Origin of the sequence: Nitrospira sp. (assembly GCA_016873435.1) — a bacterium.
Taxonomy (GTDB): Bacteria; Nitrospirota; Nitrospiria; order Nitrospirales; family Nitrospiraceae; genus VGXF01.
In genome coordinates this window covers 71463-87989 of the sequence record VGXF01000001.1, presented here as the reverse complement: position 1 = coordinate 87989, position 16527 = coordinate 71463, and the positions used below count along the sequence as shown (strand labels likewise).

The window sequence follows — 16527 nt, the reverse complement described above, 5'->3', positions numbered from 1 at the left end:
GGACTAATGTCATGGCAGTCATCGCAGGCGGCACCGTGATCCGACTTGAGCATGTCTCAAAATCGTATCGCCGTGCTGAAGCTGATGTGCCGGTGCTCCGGGATGTCAGTTTGCATGTGAAAGACGGCGAGTTTTGCGCTCTGATGGGGCCCAGCGGATGCGGCAAGAGCACGCTGCTCAATCTGGTGGCGGGGCTTGACCATCCGACATCGGGGGAGGTGCAGCTTGACGGGCGGTCGACCCGCGCTCTGTCGAATGGCGATTGGACAGAACTGCGGCGCTCGCTCATCGGCATGGTCTTCCAGTCTTTTCATCTCCTGCCCACGCTGACCGCGGAGGAAAATGTCGCGTTGCCGCTGTTGCTCCAGGGCGCTCCCCGTGGGACCGTTCGGACACGCGTGGCCGATAGTCTGACGCGAGTCGGTATGGAACAGCGCGGGCAACACCGGCCCGGTGAATTGTCCGGGGGCGAGCAGCAGCGGGTGGCCATTGCGCGGGCGCTCGTGCACAAGCCAAGGCTGATTCTGGCCGACGAGCCAACGGGCAATCTGGATTCGCAGAGCGGGGAGAGCATCATCGCCCTGCTACGGTCCCTGTCGAAGGAATTGAAGCAAACCGTTCTGCTCGTCACGCACAGCCAAGAGGCGGCGCGGAGCGCCGACCGGATCTGCCGAATGCGGGACGGCCGATTAGAGGTGACCGCGTGAGCCCCAATCTCTCTGTCACCATCGCGGGCGTGCGGTTTCCTACCTGCCTGATGAATGCGGCGGGTGCCCTCTGTGTGACGCGAGAGGAATTGGAGGCACTGGGACGGTCTGAAGCCGGGGCGATCGTCACCAAATCCATGACGGTCGAATCGCGGCAGGGCAATCCGACGCCCCGGTACTATGCCTTCCCTGGGGGCTCCATCAATTCGATGGGTCTACCCAATCTGGGCTATCGTGCCTACGCAGAGCTCATTCCGCGACTCAAATCATTTGGCAAGCCGGTGATCGCCAGCGTGGCCGGCCTCTGCGAGGACGATTTTTTCACGATTGCGACCGCCATCAACGCCAGCAAGCCGGACTTGATCGAAGTGAATTTGTCGTGTCCCAATATTCCGGGAAAGCCGCAGATCGGCTACGACCTGGAGGCATCGGAGCGGCTGATCACACGGGTGCGGAAGGTCATCACCGTACCGATGGGCGTGAAGTTGCCGCCCTATTTCGATCCCGCGCACCACGATGCCATGGCGCAGGTACTCAGGCGCACAGGCGTGGATTTTCTGTCACTCATCAATTCAGTCGGTAACGGGTTAGTCCTGGATCCGGCAACGGAAACCGTGGTGATTAAGCCGAAAGGTGGATTCGGCGGCCTTGGCGGGCCGCTCATCAAGCCCGTAGCGCTCGCCAATGTCCACGCCTTCTGGACGCGTTTCAAGGGGCAGCTGCCGATCATCGGCACTGGCGGCGTGGTGTCCGGGCAGGACGTATTCGAACATCTCCTCTGTGGCGCTTCGGCCGTGCAAATTGGAACCGTGCTGGTGGACGAGGGGCTGGGCGTCTTCGGCCGTATCCAGGCCGAACTGGCCGCGGTACTTGAGAAGAAGGGTTATGCCTCTCCGGACGCCTGCATCGGAAAATTGAGGGGATTATAAGGGCCCGTCACGACAGAAAGTTAGTTGGCCGACAGCCTAGTACGAGAGCCTGCTGGAGCCGTGGCGCCACATTCCGGACTTTCAGCGTCTGCATCGGATTGCATCGGTGAACCGCAACGGTTTCCGATTTCACAATTCGTCAGTCTTTCGGCTACAAGGCAGAGAATTTGCTTGTGACGAGACGTCAGGGCGGGAGGCAGCCGCCTGATTGGAACCTGTCTAACACCTCGTCTTGCGCTGTACAAACAGCACCGAGCCCTTCCTCCATATCAAGGATGGTGCTGAAGATTACAGTAGATAAAATCTAGCACACGTTCCGTATCGGTAAATACGTAGGACTCCTGAAGGGGCTGGGGGCGACAAAATGCTGACAGCGTTTTTGATGATTGCCCGGTCCCATTTGGTAAAGCGGCCGATCCGCACGGTAATGACCGTGCTCGGCATCGCGCTGGGCGTGGCGGTGTCGGTCGCCATCCGCACGGCTAATGTGGAGGTGCTGCGATCGTTTCAGGAGACGGTGCTTACGGTGGCCGGAAAAGCCACGCTTGAGGTCTCCGGCAGTGAGTTGGGCGTGGACGAGCGGGTCATCGGCCTGTTGCGGAATATACCGGGGGTTGTCTCGGCCTCGCCGGTCCTTCAGCAGGGGGTGCGCGTGGCGTCGGGGGCGCAGCAGGGACGCTCGCTCACGGTGCTGGGGTTTGATCTGCTCGAAACGGCAGACCTCCGATCGTTCCGGATCCGGACCAGAGAGGGGGCGGCGCTGACCCTTGATCCGCTGCTGGAGCCGAACGCGGTCTTCATCGGCGCGCAATTGGCGTCTGACTGGGAGCTTGCGGCAGGCGATGCGCTCGATGTGCGCATTGGAACGTCAGTGCACCGACTCGTGGTACGCGGCGTGGTGGAGTCAGAGGCGGGGATCCACATGGCGTGGGAACGCCTGGCGGTGATGGACATTGCCGCCGCACAATCGCTGTTTGGATCGCTCGGCAAACTGGACCGGATCGATCTGGTGACGGATCCTGCCCGTTCGACATCTGACGTGGCGGCGGCCATTGCCGCCGCGCTCCCGCCGCCGCTGACCGTCCAGCGCCCAGCACGTCGCAATGAGCAAGTGGAACGGATGGTACGATCCTTCCAGCTCAATCTGGCGACGCTCAGCGGCGTTGGTCTGCTGATTGGCTTGTTTCTTATCTACAACACGGTTGACTATTCGGTCGTCCGGCACCGACGTGAGATTGGTATTCTGTGTGCCGTAGGCTGCTCACGTGCCGACATTGGTGTGCTGTTCGCCGTCGAAGCGGCGGTGATGGGTGTGATTGGCGGGATGCTAGGCAGCGGAGGGGGCGTGCTGTTGGCGCAGCGATTGGTCTTGTTGATGGGGCGCACCGTATCGGATCTCTATGCGCCGGTGGGGGCCGTGGACGTAACCATGCCGCTCACGCTGGCGCTGCTGTGCGAAGGCGGACTCATCGGTGCGGCAGTCGCCGTGTTGGGGGCATTGGCGCCGAGTTGGAACGCGGCCCGCACCGCGCCGGCCCGGGCCCTGGCGCCAGGCGAATACGAACAGACGCAAACCGTTCACCTGAGTGTATTCGCCTGGTTTGGTGTCGGGTGTCTGGCGCTAGCCGGCGTACTGGCGATCCCGGGCCCGGTCCACGGCATGCCGGTCTTTGGCTACACGGCAGCCTTGTGCCTGTTGCTGGGTCTCTCCTGTCTGGCACCGTTGTTGGTGCAACGTGGCGGCGTGTTGGCGACGCGCGTGCAGACGGCGCGCTCGGGCGAGCTGGGCGTCCTGGGGCTCATCGCGGCCGGGCAGATCGTGCGCGCGCCCGGGCGCAATGCGATCACCGTGTCGGCATTGATGGTGGGTATTGCGATCATGCTGGGCGTCGGGATCATGATCCAGAGTTTTCGCCAGACGGTCGAGGCCTGGATCAATCAGACGGTGATGGCCGATTTGGTCGTGGCGTCTCCCGACTGGCTGGCAGGTGAAGACAACGGCACGCGGACCAAGAGGCTGCCGCTCGCCTGGCGCGAATTGGCGGCTGCCGTCCCCGGCGTGGCAGCCGTGGACACGTACCGGGACGTGTCCGTCGAGATTGATGGCCGGCCCGTTTCGCTGGTCGCGCGGGACCTGCGGGTGCACGCTGAAAGGAGCCGCTATCTGTTTCTGGAGGGCGACTCGACGGAGCGGTTGCACCGGGCCGTATCGGAGCAGGGCGTCGTGGTGTCGGAGGTGCTGGCCGGCAAACTGGGCGTGCAGGTTGGTGGGGCGATCGCACTCAGGACACCTAAAGGCGAGCGGTCATTTCCCGTAATGGGCGTGTTCTACGATTACGCGACTGATGGTGGCAAGCTGGTCATGGATCGCTCGCTTTATCGGTCGCTGTGGGATGACGACACGACGACGGTCATTGCGGTCTATCTAATGCCGGGCGCTAATGCCGCCACGGTGCGGAGGCGGGTGGACGAGGTCATGGGACAGGTCGGACAGAGTGTGACGATTTCCAATGCGGAGATCAGGCGTGAAATTCTTGCGATCTTTGATCGGACCTTCCGGGTAACCTATGCGTTAGAGTGCATCGCGGTGGCAATCGCGCTGCTGGGTATCGTTAATACGCTGCTGACATCGGTGCTGGAGCGGCAGCGCGAACTGGCCACGCTGCGGGCAATCGGCGCCAGCGCCAGGCAGATTCGGCGGTTGATTCTCTGGGAAGGTCTCTATCTCGGTGCGTTAGGCGCTGCTCTGGGCGTGGCCGGCGGGGTCTTGATGTCCCTGGTGCTGATTCACGTGGTTAACAAGCAATCCTTTGGCTGGACCATCCAGTTCCAGTTTCCCGCCTGGCTGGTGCTTGAGGGCGTCGTATTGGCGGTCGGCGTGGCGTTGGTGGCCAGTTATCTGCCGGCCGTGTGGGCGTCAAACCAATCGGTTGTGAACGGGCTTAGGTACGAGTGAGCGTAGAACTATGAATGGGGGAGCGGGCGGCTTCCATTTATCGGGCTGAGGGCTGATTTCAGCACTTCTGCGAAGCGTAGTCCACTTCGATTTCAAAGCCCAGGTCGGTGATCATCTTCCAGGCATCTGGCGCGAGCTGGCCCGGAGTGGTTAGGTAACCGTTCACGAAGAGGGAGTCGGCGGCGTAGAGGGCCATCGGTTGGAGCGAGCGGAGGTTGAACTCGCGCCCACCCGCCACGCGCAGTTCTGTGCGCGGGTGCAGGAATCGGAAGAGGCTGAAAATTTTCAGACAGCGTTGCGGCGTCAGGTGTTTGCAGTTTTGCAGTGGCGTTCCCTCAACCGGGTGCAGCATATTTAAGGGGATGGAATCCGGTCGGACCTCGCGCAGCGCTAGCGCCAGATCGATCAGGTCCTCGTCCTGCTCGCCCATGCCGATGATGCCGCCGGAGCAGATTTCCAGTCCAGCAGCGCGGGCATGCTCGATCGTGTCGAGGCGGTCCTTGTAGGTGTGCGTCGTGCAGATGGACGGATGGTAGGCCTCGCTGGTGTTGAGGTTGTGATTAATGCGATCCACGCCGGCTGCCTTCAGCGCACGGGCCTGGGACTCGTTCAACAATCCCATGGAACAGCAGACCTGGATGGGAATCTCCCGCTTGACGGCGCGAACTGCGTCCGCGATGGCTTCGATCTCCCGGTCGCTCGGGCCGCGCCCGCTGATGACGACGCAGTAGCGCTGCGCCTTGGAGGCAGCGGCGCGGCGCGCGCCGTCCAGCATCGACTCCTTTGAAACCAGCCCGTACCGTTCAATGTCAGCAGTGGACGCGGATGATTGGGAGCAATAGCCGCAGTCCTCCTGGCAAGCGCCGCTCTTGGCGTTGAGCAGCATCTGGAGGCGGACTTTCCTGCCAAAATAGCGTTCGCGCACTGTGAAGGCGGCTGACAGCAGATCCATCACGCGGGCATCCGGCGTCGCCAGCACGTCCCGACACTCAGTACGCGTCAGGACTTCGTCGCGGAGCGCTTTCTCAGCATAGGTCTGGTACGCAGTCATCGGCGCGGTTCCTTTCATAAGGTTTCGTAGGGCGTTCCAATGCCGCGGTAGGCGATGGACCGGGGTTCGCTCTGGCGTTCGTCGGCCTGCGTGGCCCCGCTGGAGGCGTCCACCCAGGGCAACGCCACGAACGAATTCCACGCACCGCAGCGGCTGCAGCGGCCCGACCAGTCGGCGGACTCATGCTGGCACTGGGTGCAGCGGTAGGGCACGACGACCCTTTTCCTGAAGCCAAGGGCCTTCTTCAATTCGTCTATGGCCAGATCCATCTGCTGCTTGCGCAGATACAAATTAGCCATGATTTTGTGGTAGTCGGCCATCTGGTCCGATGGTCCCTCCAGACCGGAGAGCAGATCGTAGGCTTCGTCCACCATCTCCAAGCGGTAGAACAGCTTGCCCAAATAAAACTTGAGCGCTGGACTGCGGGGATCCCGCTGGATGGCCTGCTGGTAGACGCGGATAATCTCACCGGGCTCGCCCATCTCCAGATAGAGTTCTTCCAGACGGTGCAGGAGAACCATATTGCCCGTTTTGGTATAGATTTTTTCGAAAATTTCTGCGGCGTTCTTCGTTTTGCCTTCCTGCACCAGGATCTCGCCAAGGCCGATGTAGGCCGGCAGGAACTGCTTGTCCCGCTTGATGGCCGCACGGAAATAGTGGCGGGCCTTGTCTGGCTTGCCACGCTCGAGCAGGTGCCGGCCGACCTCATAGGTCAGGCCGACGAGCTCGGTACGTTCCCGTTGCTGGCCGGCTTCCGTCAGGTGCGCCTTCATCAGGCGGTGCTGGATCTCCAGTGCCTCGTGCCACGATTCCAGGCGAATAAGCAGGTCGCGTTTGCTCATCAGCGCCGTCAGGTTGGCGGAGTCCAGCTTGAGAATGTCACGAAGGACTTGGAGGGCCTCCTCAAACCGTTTGGCGTCTTCGAGGTCCTTGACCAGGGTCAGCAACACTGCGATGTTGCCCTCCTCGATGCTGCGCGCCTTGCGATGGAGCCGGATAGCTTCAGTGTAATTCTTTTCCGTCCGGTAGATGTTGCCCAGCCACAGCAGGGAGTCCACATGGTTGGGGTCGAGTGAGAGGCACTTCTGGAAGAGGCCGATGGCCTCCGCCGTCCGCTTCGAGAGAAATGCATTGGTCCCTTCGCGGTGCAGGGTCGCGACCTTGCTTTTACGCCGGAGCAGCCGGTCGCCGCGCAAGTTCATGATGGCGTGAATCGTTTCGCGAATGCCGACGAGCAACGAGGCCAGTCCAGCGCCGATGGCAATGGACAGCAGGACCAGCGAGGCGAGGCTAAGTTCGTATCCGGCGCCAGCGCTCAAGCGGAGCGTCACGGAGTTTGGGTTGAGTTCGTGGAATCGAAAGGCCAGCACAACGGCCACGATCACGACGAAGACGGTGAGCAGCAGGCGCAGCATAACCTAGCGATGCTCCCGTGTGCGGGACCATCCGGCGCGTGCGGGCGCCGTTGCGGCGGCCAGAGCCGACGCAGGTTCTGTATCAGTGACGCGCGTCTGTGCTGCGTCGCTCCAGAGGCGTTCGAGCGCGTAGTGATGGCGGATATCAGCGCGGAAGATGTGCACAATCACATCCCCATAGTCCAGCAACACCCACTGCGACGAGGAGAGGCCTTCAATGCTGAGGGGGGAGATCTGTTGCTGGGCAAGGCTGCCATCGATGTGATCCGCGATGGCGCGAACCTGGCGGTCCGACCCGCCCGAACAGACTACCAAATAATCGGCTACGGAGGTGAGCTTCCCAACATCAAGGACCACGACGTCGTCAGCTTTTTTCTCGAGCGACGCGTGCGCGATAGCGAGGGCCCTAGCCTTAGAATCCGGGACGATTGAGCTCCTCCTGAAAAAGGTTATGCTCCATTATATAAGATTTGACAGAGGCCGGCAACAATAAGGCGACGTCGGACCGGCTGTGAATCCGCTGCCGAATGTCCGAGGCTGAAATATCGCAGGGTGGCAGACACAGCAGGGCTAGGCTCGTGCCGCCGGGGACCGGGACGTCGAGTCGGTCGGTCACTCGACGATCCAGGTCTTCGAGCGCCTGGCGGGAGAGCTTCGGCAGGGGCAGGCGGTCTGCCAGCGGCACGAAAGAGACGCCCATGCGGGACACGACGACGAAATGGCAGAGCGCCAATAACTCCGGGGCCTGCCGCCAGCTGGGGAATTCAAGAAAGGCGTCAAGGCCGAGAATGAAATAGAGGTCTACCCCGGCACCATACTGATGGCGCAGAATCCGGACGGTATCGATCGAATAGGATTTTTCGGGACGACGGATTTCAACATCGGAAACGGCAAGGGTCGGGTTGCCGGCAATAGCCAGCCGGACCATTTCAAGGCGGTGCGCAGCCGGCGCCAGATCACGGTTCGATCGGTGCGGCGGATCCCCGACGGGAATGAGCAGAACTTGATCAAGAGCAAAGCGGGTGCGAACTTGTGTCGCAATTGTCAGGTGGCAGTTATGGATGGGATTGAATGTGCCGCCAAATAAGCCAATGCGCATAGGGCAGGTTAAGGTTAAGGGTGAAACGAGGATAGTTTTTTCATCTCCGTACGCAGCCTCACCCTCGACCTTCAGAGGATCACGAGGTTGTCGCGGTGGATCGCTTCATCGTATTCCTGTGTGCCAAGGACTTTCTGAATCTCGGCGGTTTTCATGCCTTTGATCCGCTTCAGTGCGTCCGAAGAAAAATTCACCAGCCCCTTAGCGACTTCTTTTTTATGGCGGTCCACGCAGGCCACGGCATCGCAGGCGTTGAACTCGCCGCTCACGGCCGTGATGCCGGAGGGCAGCAGGCTCTTGCCCCGCTTGACGAGGGCGTCAATCGCGCCGTCGTCGAGCGTGAGCTGGCCCTTGGCTTTGAGCGTGAAGGCGATCCAGTGCTTCCGGCTGGTCAGCCGCTTGCCCTTCGGCAGAAAGATCGTGCCGGCTTCAGCCCCGTCGAAAATGGATGGTAGGAGTCCGGACGGCTCGCCGCTCAGAATGAGCGTGGCGCCACCGTATTCAGCGACTTTCTTGGCCGCCTGAATCTTGGTAGCCATGCCGCCAGTGCCTTCGAAGCTCTGCGTAGCACCAGCCCGCCGCTCGATATCTTTCGTGATGTCGGCGACCACCGGAATCAGCGTAGCCTGGTTGTTCGTGCGTGGGTCCTCCGTGTAGAGTCCGGCCACGTCGGAAAGAATCACCAGTAGGTCTGCGTCAATAAGATGTGCGACGAGCGCGGCCAGGTTGTCGTTGTCGCCGAAGCGGATTTCCTCCACGGCGACCGTGTCATTTTCGTTGATGATCGGGATCACACCGAATTCGAGAAGGGCGGTGAGCGTGTTCCGGGCGTTCATGAACCGCTTACGATCCGCCAGGTCCTGCTGCGTCAGCAGAACCTGCGCGACCTTCTGCCCGAGCGCTTCGAAGGCTTTCTCATAGGCCCACATGAGCCGGCTCTGGCCGACGGCGGCGGCGGCCTGCTTCTCCGGCAGGTTCTTTGGGTAGGCCGTGAGGCCGAGTTTGCGGATGCCGGAGACAATGGCGCCGGACGAGACGACCAGCACGTCGCGGCCGCTTTTCTTGAGTGCGGCAATGTCAGCGGCGAGCTGCTCGATCCGCTCCGGACGCAAACCGATACCCTTGGACGCCACGAGGCTGCTGCCAATCTTCACGATGACACGTGTCGCGTCTTTTAAGAGACGGTCTCGCATTCAGCCCTCAGCGTGGCGACGCGCCGGCCTATGTACTGGACTAACTGATCCAGACTCTCGCGCGTGGCGGACGATACCGCAAAAAATTTGAACCGCCGCTTTTTGCAAAAAGCCTTCAATTCGTCAAGCCGCGTACCCTTACCCTTGAGATCCAGTTTGGTACCGACGATTGCGAAGGGCCGCGTTTTGAGCGAGGGATCGTAGGCGGTCAGTTCGCGGCGCAGTGTCTCGAAGCTCTCAACCGGATCATCGGCCCACTCAGAGATGTCCACGAGGTGAAGCAGAAACGTCGTTCGCTCGATGTGCCGGAGAAACTGCGTACCAAGGCCTTTCCCCTCATGCGCGCCCTCGATGAGGCCCGGAATATCAGCGATAACGAAGCTCTGTTCGTCGTCCACTGCCACAACGCCAAGGTTCGGCACGAGTGTGGTGAACGGGTAGTTGGCGATTTTGGGCCGTGCGGCTGAAATCGCCGCGATCAGCGTGGACTTGCCCACGTTGGGAAATCCGACGAGGCCGACATCGGCCAGCAGTTTCAATTCGAGATGCAGCCAACGTTCCTCGCCAGGTGTGCCGGGGTCGGCGCGCGTGGGGACCTGCACGGTCGACGTCGCGAAGTGCGAGTTGCCACGCCCGCCGCGCCCCCCGCGTGCGACGACGTGGCGCTGGCCCTCCGCCGTCAGGTCAGCCAGGATTTCGGCGGTCTGCCCGTCCTTGATGATCGTGCCCAATGGAACCGGAATGACAACGTCGGGCGCGGTTTTTCCGTGCGAGCGGGAGCCGCCGCCGTTGCCGCCGTTCCCGGCTTCGTACTGCTGCTGGTAGCGAAGGTCGAGTAGTGTCGTCAGCCGCCGTGAGGCGACCATAATAACGTTGCCGCCGTTGCCGCCGTCGCCGCCGTCAGGTCCGCCGCGCGGGACGAACTTCTCCCGTCGGAAACTGCACACGCCGTTGCCGCCGCACCCGGCTTTCACGAAAACTTTGACTTCATCAACAAACATAGAAATTCCAATAGCGCGACCCAGCCGCCTGAACGCGGCTGGGGAGAGGATAGCGGATTTAGCGAGATTCTGGAAGAAGCCGCGAGAAAGGCGTGGTTAGGACTCAGACGGGTAGACGCTAACCCGCCGACGAGCGCGTTCCCCTTCGAACTTAACGACGCCAGCGATGCGGGCAAAGATCGTGTGGTCCCTGCCAACGCCCACGTTGAATCCGGGAAAAAACTTAGTGCCGCGTTGGCGGACGATGATCGTGCCGGCGGGTACCGTCTGACCGCCGTACGCTTTCACGCCGAGATACTGGGGATTGCTGTCACGGCCGTTTCTGGTAGATCCGCCGCCTTTATTTGTTGCCATGGTTTACGTTCCTCGTATTTCGTGAAGCAGATTTCGTTTAGTGTTGGGCTTGACGCTTCACGACCGGCGCGTCCCGGTTTCGCTACGCTGAAATTGCCGTGATGCGAAGCTGCGTGAAACCCTGCCGGTGTCCCTTGGTTCGCCGGTAGTTTTTCCGCCGCTGCTTCTTGAAAATCATGATCGAGCGGGTGCGGCCCTGACGGACGATTTCCGCTTTCACTGAGGCCCTGTCCACCCAGGGCGTGCCTACTTGAAGCCCCTTGTCGCCGTTGATTAAGCAAACCTGTTTCAACTCGACCGTATCGCCGGCGTTACCCGGAAGGGACTCAACCTGGAGCACTTCGCCGGGCTGAACCCGATACTGCTTCCCACCTGTTTGAACAATTGCGTACATCTTATGCCTTCTTGCAGGATGGTGAAAATCCCCGCCAGCGGTGTTCTCGCTTGCGTCCCGCCCCAACGTACTTAGACGCAGTACACCTCGGCTTTTCGCGCACTGCACTCGCGCGGGTCGGCCTTTTTGAACATCCTCAAACTGAGAACGGTTTCAGTGCTTACGGCAACTGGTGGGCCTAAAGATGACTTCACTAGTCCGTGAGCGACCTCGTTTGTAACATGAGGTCTTTCAGAGTGTCAAGCGCAGGCGGCTTTCATTTTGACTCTTTGGGACAGCTTCACAGAGGTCGGGCGGAGGCGTATGATGCGACCACATTTAAGGAGAGAATCTTCGTGCGCGGTGGGGTGATTGTTTTCGCAATACTGTTGGAGGTGGGCAGCGTGGCGACTGCTGCTGACCGGTTCACGCCGCTGTTAAATGGCGAGGCGGTCAAGGACAGCAAGACCGGCCTGATTTGGGAACAGGCGCCGGACAAGGAGTTTGATGTCTGGAGCGCGTCGGTCACGCGGTGCAAGACGAAGACAGTTGGCGGTCAGACAGGCTGGCGCGCGCCGACCAAGGACGAACTAGCCATGCTCATTGAGCTTGGCCGTAACGATCCGTCGCTGCCGGACGGACATCCCTTCTCGAACATCCGGTCGGACATTTTCTGGTCCTCAACGCCGCACCCGTCCGATCACATCCTGGCCTACTATGTGAGCTTCTTTACGGGACAGATAATTTCTGACCAGAAATCGCAGACGCGGCGAATGTGGTGCGTACTCGACAAAAAATAGTGACACGCGCGGCGCGGCAGTGCGATGCTGTTTCCGCGAATCAACCCGCATATCACTCCGGCCGAATGCTTGACGCTTCTTCGCAGCCGCTGTTATAGTTCGCGCGATGCTGGAGCCAAGTGAAAAAATCTGGATGGATGGGAAGTTCGTGAAATGGGCGGACGCCAACGTCCACATTCTGACCCATTCTCTCCATTACGGACTCGCAGCCTTTGAAGGCATCCGTTGCTACAAGGGCAAGAGCGGCTCTGCCATCTTTCGCTTGCCTGAGCACGTGGACCGGCTGTTCGAATCGGCGCACATCTGCCTGATGACGATGCCGTTTGACCGGAAGGAGATCTCCGACGCGATCGTGGAAACCGTGCGGGTCAACAAGCTGGACGCCTGCTACATCCGTCCGCTGGTCTATATCGGCTACGGCGCCATGGGGCTCTTTCCGGGCGACAATCCGATCAAGGTGGCCATCGCGGCCTGGAAATGGGGCAGCTACCTGGGCGACGAAGGGCTGGAGAAGGGCATTCGAGGGAAAATCTCGTCCTTTACCCGTCATCATGTCAATGTGTCCCTGACGCGGGCCAAGGTGTCGGGCTACTACGTCAATTCGATTATGGCCAAGTGCGAGGCCAAGGCGGACGGCTACGAAGAGGCGATCCTGCTCGACCCGGACGGCTATGTGGCTGAGGGGACGGGGGAGAATGTGTTTATCGTGCGCGGTGGCCGGCTGATCACGACGCCGCTGACCTCGATTCTTGAAGGCATCACCCGCAACGCCGTCATGCAACTGGCAAGGGAGCGGAACATTCCCGTGGCGGAAGAGCGGTTCACGCGTGACGCCATGTACGTGGCCGATGAGGTGTTTGTCACTGGCACTGCGGCAGAACTGACGCCAGTGCGCGAGTTGGACGGGCGCACGATTGGCAATGGAAAGCCAGGGCCCATCACGAAGTCACTACAAAAAACTTTCTTCGAGATTGTGCGCGGAGAGGACAAGGCTCACTCCGCGTGGCTCACCCGCGTCTGACGTCGGTTGCTAAAGGCTCCTAGCCGCGCGCTCAGTCGCCTGCTTCCTTGCGACATCCCGAAAAGCGTAGGCCGCAGTCGTCAGGTTTCCTGCGGTCTTGCGCAGAGACCCATTGAACAGCCGAGATGAGACCTGCCGGGAAATTCTGCCAACGGCACATCTGCGCATAGCCGTTCGCTATAAGCCATGCGCTTAGCTTTTTGTTACTTGGTCGGTTCTGAGGCCGAAGGCGTCGCTGTGCCGGTCGCCGGGACGTCGTGTGTGGCGCCGTCCTGATGGGCCGGGGCAGCGGGAGCCGGCTTGTTGAGGTCGATCACGGTCGAGGAGAAGGTCCGCTCTTTGGACAGGATGGCCAGGCTGATGGAGGTCAACATGAAAATGATGGCGGCTGCGATGGTGACCTTGCTAAGAAATGTGCCCGGGCCGCGGCTCCCGAAGACCGTCTGGCTGGAGCCGCCGAAGGCCGCGCCGATCTCCGCACCCTTGCCGGATTGCAGCAGGATGGACGCAATCATTAGAAAACAGACCAGCACGTGAATGATGACGGCCAGGGTATACATGGGCTCCTTTTGGGGTCGGTTAGGCGATTAACACCGGCGCGCGATCTTAGCAAAGGTCCGCGGGTCAAGACAAGCGCCGCCGACAAGTACGCCATCCACTTCTGGTGATTGCACAAACGCCACGACATTGTCCGGATTGACGCTGCCGCCGTAGAGAATCCGCATGCGGTTGGCTACGCGCGCGCCCCATTTTTTCACGAGGCAGGCCCGGATCGTCAGGTGCACGGCGTGGATGTGCTCGGGCGACGCTGCGATGCCGGTGCCGATGGCCCAGACCGGCTCATAGGCGATCGTGAGCAGCCGCGCGTCCTGCGACGTAATCCCGCGCAAGCCCTTCTGAAGCTGACGGGTCACCACGCGGGTCGTCTGTCCCTGCCGCCTTTCAGCCGGCGATTCGCCGATGCAGAGAATCGGACGGAGACCGTGTCCGGTGGCGGCCAGGATTTTTTTATTGATGACCGAATCGTCTTCGCCGCACAGCCGCCGGCGTTCCGAGTGCCCGACGATGACGTAGGTGCAGCCCAGCGCTACAAGCATCCGTGCCGACACTTCTCCTGTGAACGCCCCGGCGTCTTCCCAATGAAGGTTCTGCGCGGCGAAGGCAAACCGGCGGCCCGCCGGCACCGATGCGACGGAGAGGGCGGTAAACGGCGGCGCCAAGACGATTTCAGTGTGCGCAGCCTGACGGACAAGCGGCGCGAGTCGGCGAACGTAGGCGGCGGCTTCCACAGCCGTTTTGTGCATTTTCCAGTTGGCGACGATCAGGTGGCGGCGCACGGGACCTCGTGGGGAGTGGCGTGTCTGATGCGGCAGGGCGCGGTGCTCACGCGGTGATGGCCGGCAGCGCAGCCAGCCCGGGAAGTTCCTTGCCCTCCAGCAGTCCGAGCGCGGCGCCGCCTCCGGTAGAAATAAAGGACATGTTTTCAGTTTCGCCGGCGAGATGGACGGCCAGGGCCGTGTCGCCGCCGCCGATAATCGTGAGCGCATAGGCATTGGCGACCGAGTGAGCCATTGCCTGTGTGCCGCGCGCATAGGCGTCGTTCTCAAATAAACCCATAGGACCGTTCCAGAGAATCGTCTTGGCGTTTTGCACCGCCTCGCCAAAGAGTTTAACGGAGGCCGGTCCGATATCCAGCCCATACCAGCCCTTGGGGATTTCCTGCACGGGAACGATTTTCGTCTCGGCACCTGGCTCGCGGCTGGCGGCCACGACACAGTCGACCGGCAGGTAGAACTTCACGCCGCGCGCCAGCGCGTGCTCCTGCACGCCGCGCGCGAAGTCGAGCATGCCGTCCTCGACCAGCGAGCTGCCGATTTCCATGCCCATGGCTTTGATGAAGGTAAAGGCCATGCCGCCGCCAATGATAACCTTGTCTACGCGCTTGCCGAGATTTTCAATGACGCCGATTTTTCCGGACACCTTGGCACCACCGAGAATCGCGACAAAGGGGCGCATCGGATTAGCGACTGCGCCCTCCAGGTATTCGATTTCCTTTTTCAATAGGTAGCCGCAGGCGGCGGTCTTGACGAATTTAGTGATGCCGACAATGGACGCGTGGGCGCGATGCGCCGCACCGAAGGCGTCGTTGATGTAGACATCGGCCAAGGCCGCTAGGGATTTCGCGAAGGCCTCGTCATTTTTTTCCTCGCCAGCGTGAAACCGCAGGTTTTCCAGCAGCAGGACGTCACCCGGGCTCATCTTGCCGACGAGCCTTTCCGCCGAAGGCCCGATGCAGTCCGGCGCGAAGGTGACCTCCTTACCAAGGAGCCGCTGGAGCCGTTTGGCGACGGGCGCCAGACTGTATTTCGTGTCGGTCTGGCTTGTAGGGCGTCCCAGGTGCGAGCAGAGGATGACCTTAGCGCCTTCGTCCACTGCGCGGTTGATGGTCGGGAGCGTGGAGCGGATGCGGGTGTCGTCGGCGATCTGCAGCGCGTGGTCGAGTGGGACGTTGAAGTCGGTCCGGATCAGCACGCGTTTGTTGCGCAGTACGACGTCTTCGATTGTTTGCTTACGTGTCGTCATAGCCGTGCGGTTGCGATTGGGATCCAATCAGGACTTCGATGCGATGAATGCGATCAGGTCGCGGACCCGGCACGAATAGCCCCACTCGTTATCGTACCAGGCCAGCACTTTGACACTACGGCGATCGACGACCGTCGTCAGCGGAGCATCGAGCGTGGCCGAATGGGGGTCGCCGTTCTGGTCTACAGAGACAATCGGCGCTTCGGAATATTTCAGGATGCCCTTGAGGGAACTCTGGGAGGCCTGCTTAAAGGCTGCGTTGACGGACGCCGCGTCGCAGTCCTTCTCGACTTCCACTGTCAGGTCCACGAGCGAGACATTCGGCGTCGGTACGCGGATGGCCATGCCGTCGAGCCTGCCCTTCAATTGGGGCAGCACTAGATGCAGCGCCTTGGCGGCGCCGGTGTTCGTGGGGACGATCGAGAGGGCGGCGGCGCGCGCGCGCCGCAAATCCTTGTGCGGCAGGTCCAGCAACTGCTGATCGTTTGTATAGGAGTGGATCGTCGTCATGATGCCGTGCTTGATGCCAAACTGCTCCAGCAGGATTTTGGCCACGGGCGCGAGACAGTTGGTCGTGCAGGAGGCGTTGGAAATAATAGTGTGTTTGGCAGCGTCGTAGGTCTGTTCATTGACACCCATGACGAAGGTGGCGTCCGGATTCGGGGACGGGGCAGTGATGATCACCCGAGTGGCGCCGGCAGAAAGATGTTTACTGGCACCTTCACGGTCGGTGAAGCGTCCAGTGGATTCGATCACGATGTCCACGCCCAGCGCCTTCCAAGGCAGTTCCTTGGGGTCCCTCATGGCCAGGACCTTGATGGATTTGCCGTCAACCACCAGGCTGTCCTCCCGGGCGTCCACCTCAGCGTTGAGCGTGCCGTGGACCGAATCGTATTTCAGGAGATAGGCGAGGGTTTTGGCGTCGGTCAGGTCGTTGATAGCGACAAACTCGAAGGCAGAGTTGCCTAGCGAGGCCCGCAGTACGTTGCGTCCGATCCGTCCGAAGCCGTTGATGCCGATCCGAATGGACATGCTTGCGTGAGGC

The 16527-nt window shown here is 60.9% G+C and carries 17 protein-coding genes; 5 read left to right on the top strand and 12 right to left on the bottom strand.

The window, feature by feature from the left end; translation table 11 throughout:
- Positions 1-35 precede the first annotated feature (35 nt).
- The 3 genes from FJ248_00430 (at position 36) to FJ248_00420 (ending at position 4592) form a co-directional block, all read left to right on the top strand.
- A complete protein-coding gene (locus FJ248_00430; protein ID MBM4119355.1) occupies positions 36-707 on the top strand; it encodes an ABC transporter ATP-binding protein in 672 nt (223 codons plus the stop codon).
- Positions 708-757: 50 nt separating this feature from the next.
- Positions 758-1636 carry a dihydroorotate oxidase gene (locus FJ248_00425; protein ID MBM4119354.1) on the top strand — a complete coding sequence of 293 codons (879 nt, stop codon included), beginning with the start codon at positions 758-760 and terminating at the stop codon, positions 1634-1636.
- 364 nt (positions 1637-2000) lie between these two features.
- Entirely contained in the window at positions 2001-4592 is a 2592-nt protein-coding gene (locus tag FJ248_00420) for an FtsX-like permease family protein (GenBank protein ID MBM4119353.1), read from the top strand.
- A 58-nt stretch (positions 4593-4650) separates the two neighbouring features.
- Here the strand turns inward: FJ248_00420 and bioB are convergent, their stop codons facing one another.
- From bioB to rplU, 8 genes are all read right to left on the bottom strand, one after another.
- A complete protein-coding gene (gene bioB / locus FJ248_00415) occupies positions 4651-5643 on the bottom strand; it encodes a biotin synthase BioB (protein MBM4119352.1) in 993 nt (330 codons plus the stop codon).
- A 14-nt stretch (positions 5644-5657) separates the two neighbouring features.
- Positions 5658-7058, bottom strand: a complete 1401-nt coding sequence (locus tag FJ248_00410; protein ID MBM4119351.1) for a tetratricopeptide repeat protein — start codon at positions 7056-7058, stop codon at positions 5658-5660.
- Between the two features lie 3 nt (positions 7059-7061).
- The gene (gene rsfS, locus FJ248_00405) at positions 7062-7487 is read right to left on the bottom strand and encodes a ribosome silencing factor (protein MBM4119350.1); all 426 of its coding nucleotides are present in this window, start codon (positions 7485-7487) and stop codon (positions 7062-7064) included.
- The gene (nadD, locus tag FJ248_00400; protein ID MBM4119349.1) at positions 7471-8157 is read right to left on the bottom strand and encodes a nicotinate (nicotinamide) nucleotide adenylyltransferase; all 687 of its coding nucleotides are present in this window, start codon (positions 8155-8157) and stop codon (positions 7471-7473) included. Before nadD ends, rsfS begins: the two co-directional genes overlap by 17 nt.
- Before the next feature lie 71 nt (positions 8158-8228).
- A complete protein-coding gene (proB, locus tag FJ248_00395) occupies positions 8229-9350 on the bottom strand; it encodes a glutamate 5-kinase (GenBank protein MBM4119348.1) in 1122 nt (373 codons plus the stop codon).
- Positions 9332-10351, bottom strand: a complete 1020-nt coding sequence (gene obgE / locus FJ248_00390) for a GTPase ObgE (GenBank protein ID MBM4119347.1) — start codon at positions 10349-10351, stop codon at positions 9332-9334. Before obgE ends, proB begins: the two co-directional genes overlap by 19 nt.
- 96 nt (positions 10352-10447) lie before the next feature.
- Positions 10448-10705, bottom strand: coding sequence for a 50S ribosomal protein L27 (locus tag FJ248_00385; protein MBM4119346.1), 258 nt, complete (start codon positions 10703-10705; stop codon positions 10448-10450).
- A gap of 82 nt (positions 10706-10787) precedes the next feature.
- Complete coding sequence (rplU, locus tag FJ248_00380) at positions 10788-11099, bottom strand: 50S ribosomal protein L21 (protein MBM4119345.1); 312 nt, start codon at positions 11097-11099, stop codon at positions 10788-10790.
- Between the two features lie 221 nt (positions 11100-11320).
- Here rplU and FJ248_00375 point away from each other — a divergent pair, with 221 nt between their 5' ends.
- Together FJ248_00375 and FJ248_00370 are read left to right on the top strand one after the other, a co-directional pair.
- Positions 11321-11878, top strand: a complete 558-nt coding sequence (locus FJ248_00375) for a DUF1566 domain-containing protein (GenBank protein ID MBM4119344.1) — start codon at positions 11321-11323, stop codon at positions 11876-11878.
- Positions 11879-11984: 106 nt separating this feature from the next.
- Positions 11985-12899 carry a branched-chain amino acid transaminase gene (locus tag FJ248_00370; GenBank protein ID MBM4119343.1) on the top strand — a complete coding sequence of 305 codons (915 nt, stop codon included), beginning with the start codon at positions 11985-11987 and terminating at the stop codon, positions 12897-12899.
- A 203-nt stretch (positions 12900-13102) separates the two neighbouring features.
- On the opposite strand, the gene secG is transcribed toward FJ248_00370, so the two are convergent.
- From secG to gap, 4 genes are read right to left on the bottom strand one after another with little or no spacing between them, the layout of a single operon-like run.
- Positions 13103-13459, bottom strand: coding sequence for a preprotein translocase subunit SecG (secG, locus tag FJ248_00365; protein ID MBM4119342.1), 357 nt, complete (start codon positions 13457-13459; stop codon positions 13103-13105).
- Positions 13460-13486: 27 nt separating this feature from the next.
- Entirely contained in the window at positions 13487-14236 is a 750-nt protein-coding gene (locus tag FJ248_00360; protein ID MBM4119341.1) for a triose-phosphate isomerase, read from the bottom strand.
- Positions 14237-14282: 46 nt separating this feature from the next.
- Positions 14283-15482, bottom strand: coding sequence for a phosphoglycerate kinase (locus FJ248_00355; protein ID MBM4119340.1), 1200 nt, complete (start codon positions 15480-15482; stop codon positions 14283-14285).
- Between the two features lie 27 nt (positions 15483-15509).
- Complete coding sequence (gene gap / locus FJ248_00350; protein ID MBM4119339.1) at positions 15510-16514, bottom strand: type I glyceraldehyde-3-phosphate dehydrogenase; 1005 nt, start codon at positions 16512-16514, stop codon at positions 15510-15512.
- Positions 16515-16527 lie beyond the last annotated feature (13 nt).

What these genes read in the sequence shown, in the direction of transcription:
- FJ248_00410 (MBM4119351.1), bottom strand. Translation starts at nt 7,058, where the DNA reads ATGCTGCGCCTGCTGCTCACCGTCTTCGTCGTGATCGTGGCCGTTGTG.
- proB (MBM4119348.1), bottom strand. Translation starts at nt 9,350, where the DNA reads ATGCGAGACCGTCTCTTAAAAGACGCGACACGTGTCATCGTGAAGATT.
- secG (MBM4119342.1), bottom strand. Translation starts at nt 13,459, where the DNA reads ATGTATACCCTGGCCGTCATCATTCACGTGCTGGTCTGTTTTCTAATG.
- gap (MBM4119339.1), bottom strand. Translation starts at nt 16,514, where the DNA reads ATGTCCATTCGGATCGGCATCAACGGCTTCGGACGGATCGGACGCAAC.
- FJ248_00370 (MBM4119343.1), top strand. Translation starts at nt 11,985, where the DNA reads ATGCTGGAGCCAAGTGAAAAAATCTGGATGGATGGGAAGTTCGTGAAA.
- FJ248_00355 (MBM4119340.1), bottom strand. Translation starts at nt 15,482, where the DNA reads ATGACGACACGTAAGCAAACAATCGAAGACGTCGTACTGCGCAACAAA.
- FJ248_00385 (MBM4119346.1), bottom strand. Translation starts at nt 10,705, where the DNA reads ATGGCAACAAATAAAGGCGGCGGATCTACCAGAAACGGCCGTGACAGC.
- FJ248_00425 (MBM4119354.1), top strand. Translation starts at nt 758, where the DNA reads ATGAATGCGGCGGGTGCCCTCTGTGTGACGCGAGAGGAATTGGAGGCA.
- rplU (MBM4119345.1), bottom strand. Translation starts at nt 11,099, where the DNA reads ATGTACGCAATTGTTCAAACAGGTGGGAAGCAGTATCGGGTTCAGCCC.
- FJ248_00375 (MBM4119344.1), top strand. Translation starts at nt 11,321, where the DNA reads ATGAGGTCTTTCAGAGTGTCAAGCGCAGGCGGCTTTCATTTTGACTCT.
- bioB (MBM4119352.1), bottom strand. Translation starts at nt 5,643, where the DNA reads ATGACTGCGTACCAGACCTATGCTGAGAAAGCGCTCCGCGACGAAGTC.
- FJ248_00420 (MBM4119353.1), top strand. Translation starts at nt 2,001, where the DNA reads ATGCTGACAGCGTTTTTGATGATTGCCCGGTCCCATTTGGTAAAGCGG.
- obgE (MBM4119347.1), bottom strand. Translation starts at nt 10,351, where the DNA reads ATGTTTGTTGATGAAGTCAAAGTTTTCGTGAAAGCCGGGTGCGGCGGC.
- nadD (MBM4119349.1), bottom strand. Translation starts at nt 8,157, where the DNA reads ATGCGCATTGGCTTATTTGGCGGCACATTCAATCCCATCCATAACTGC.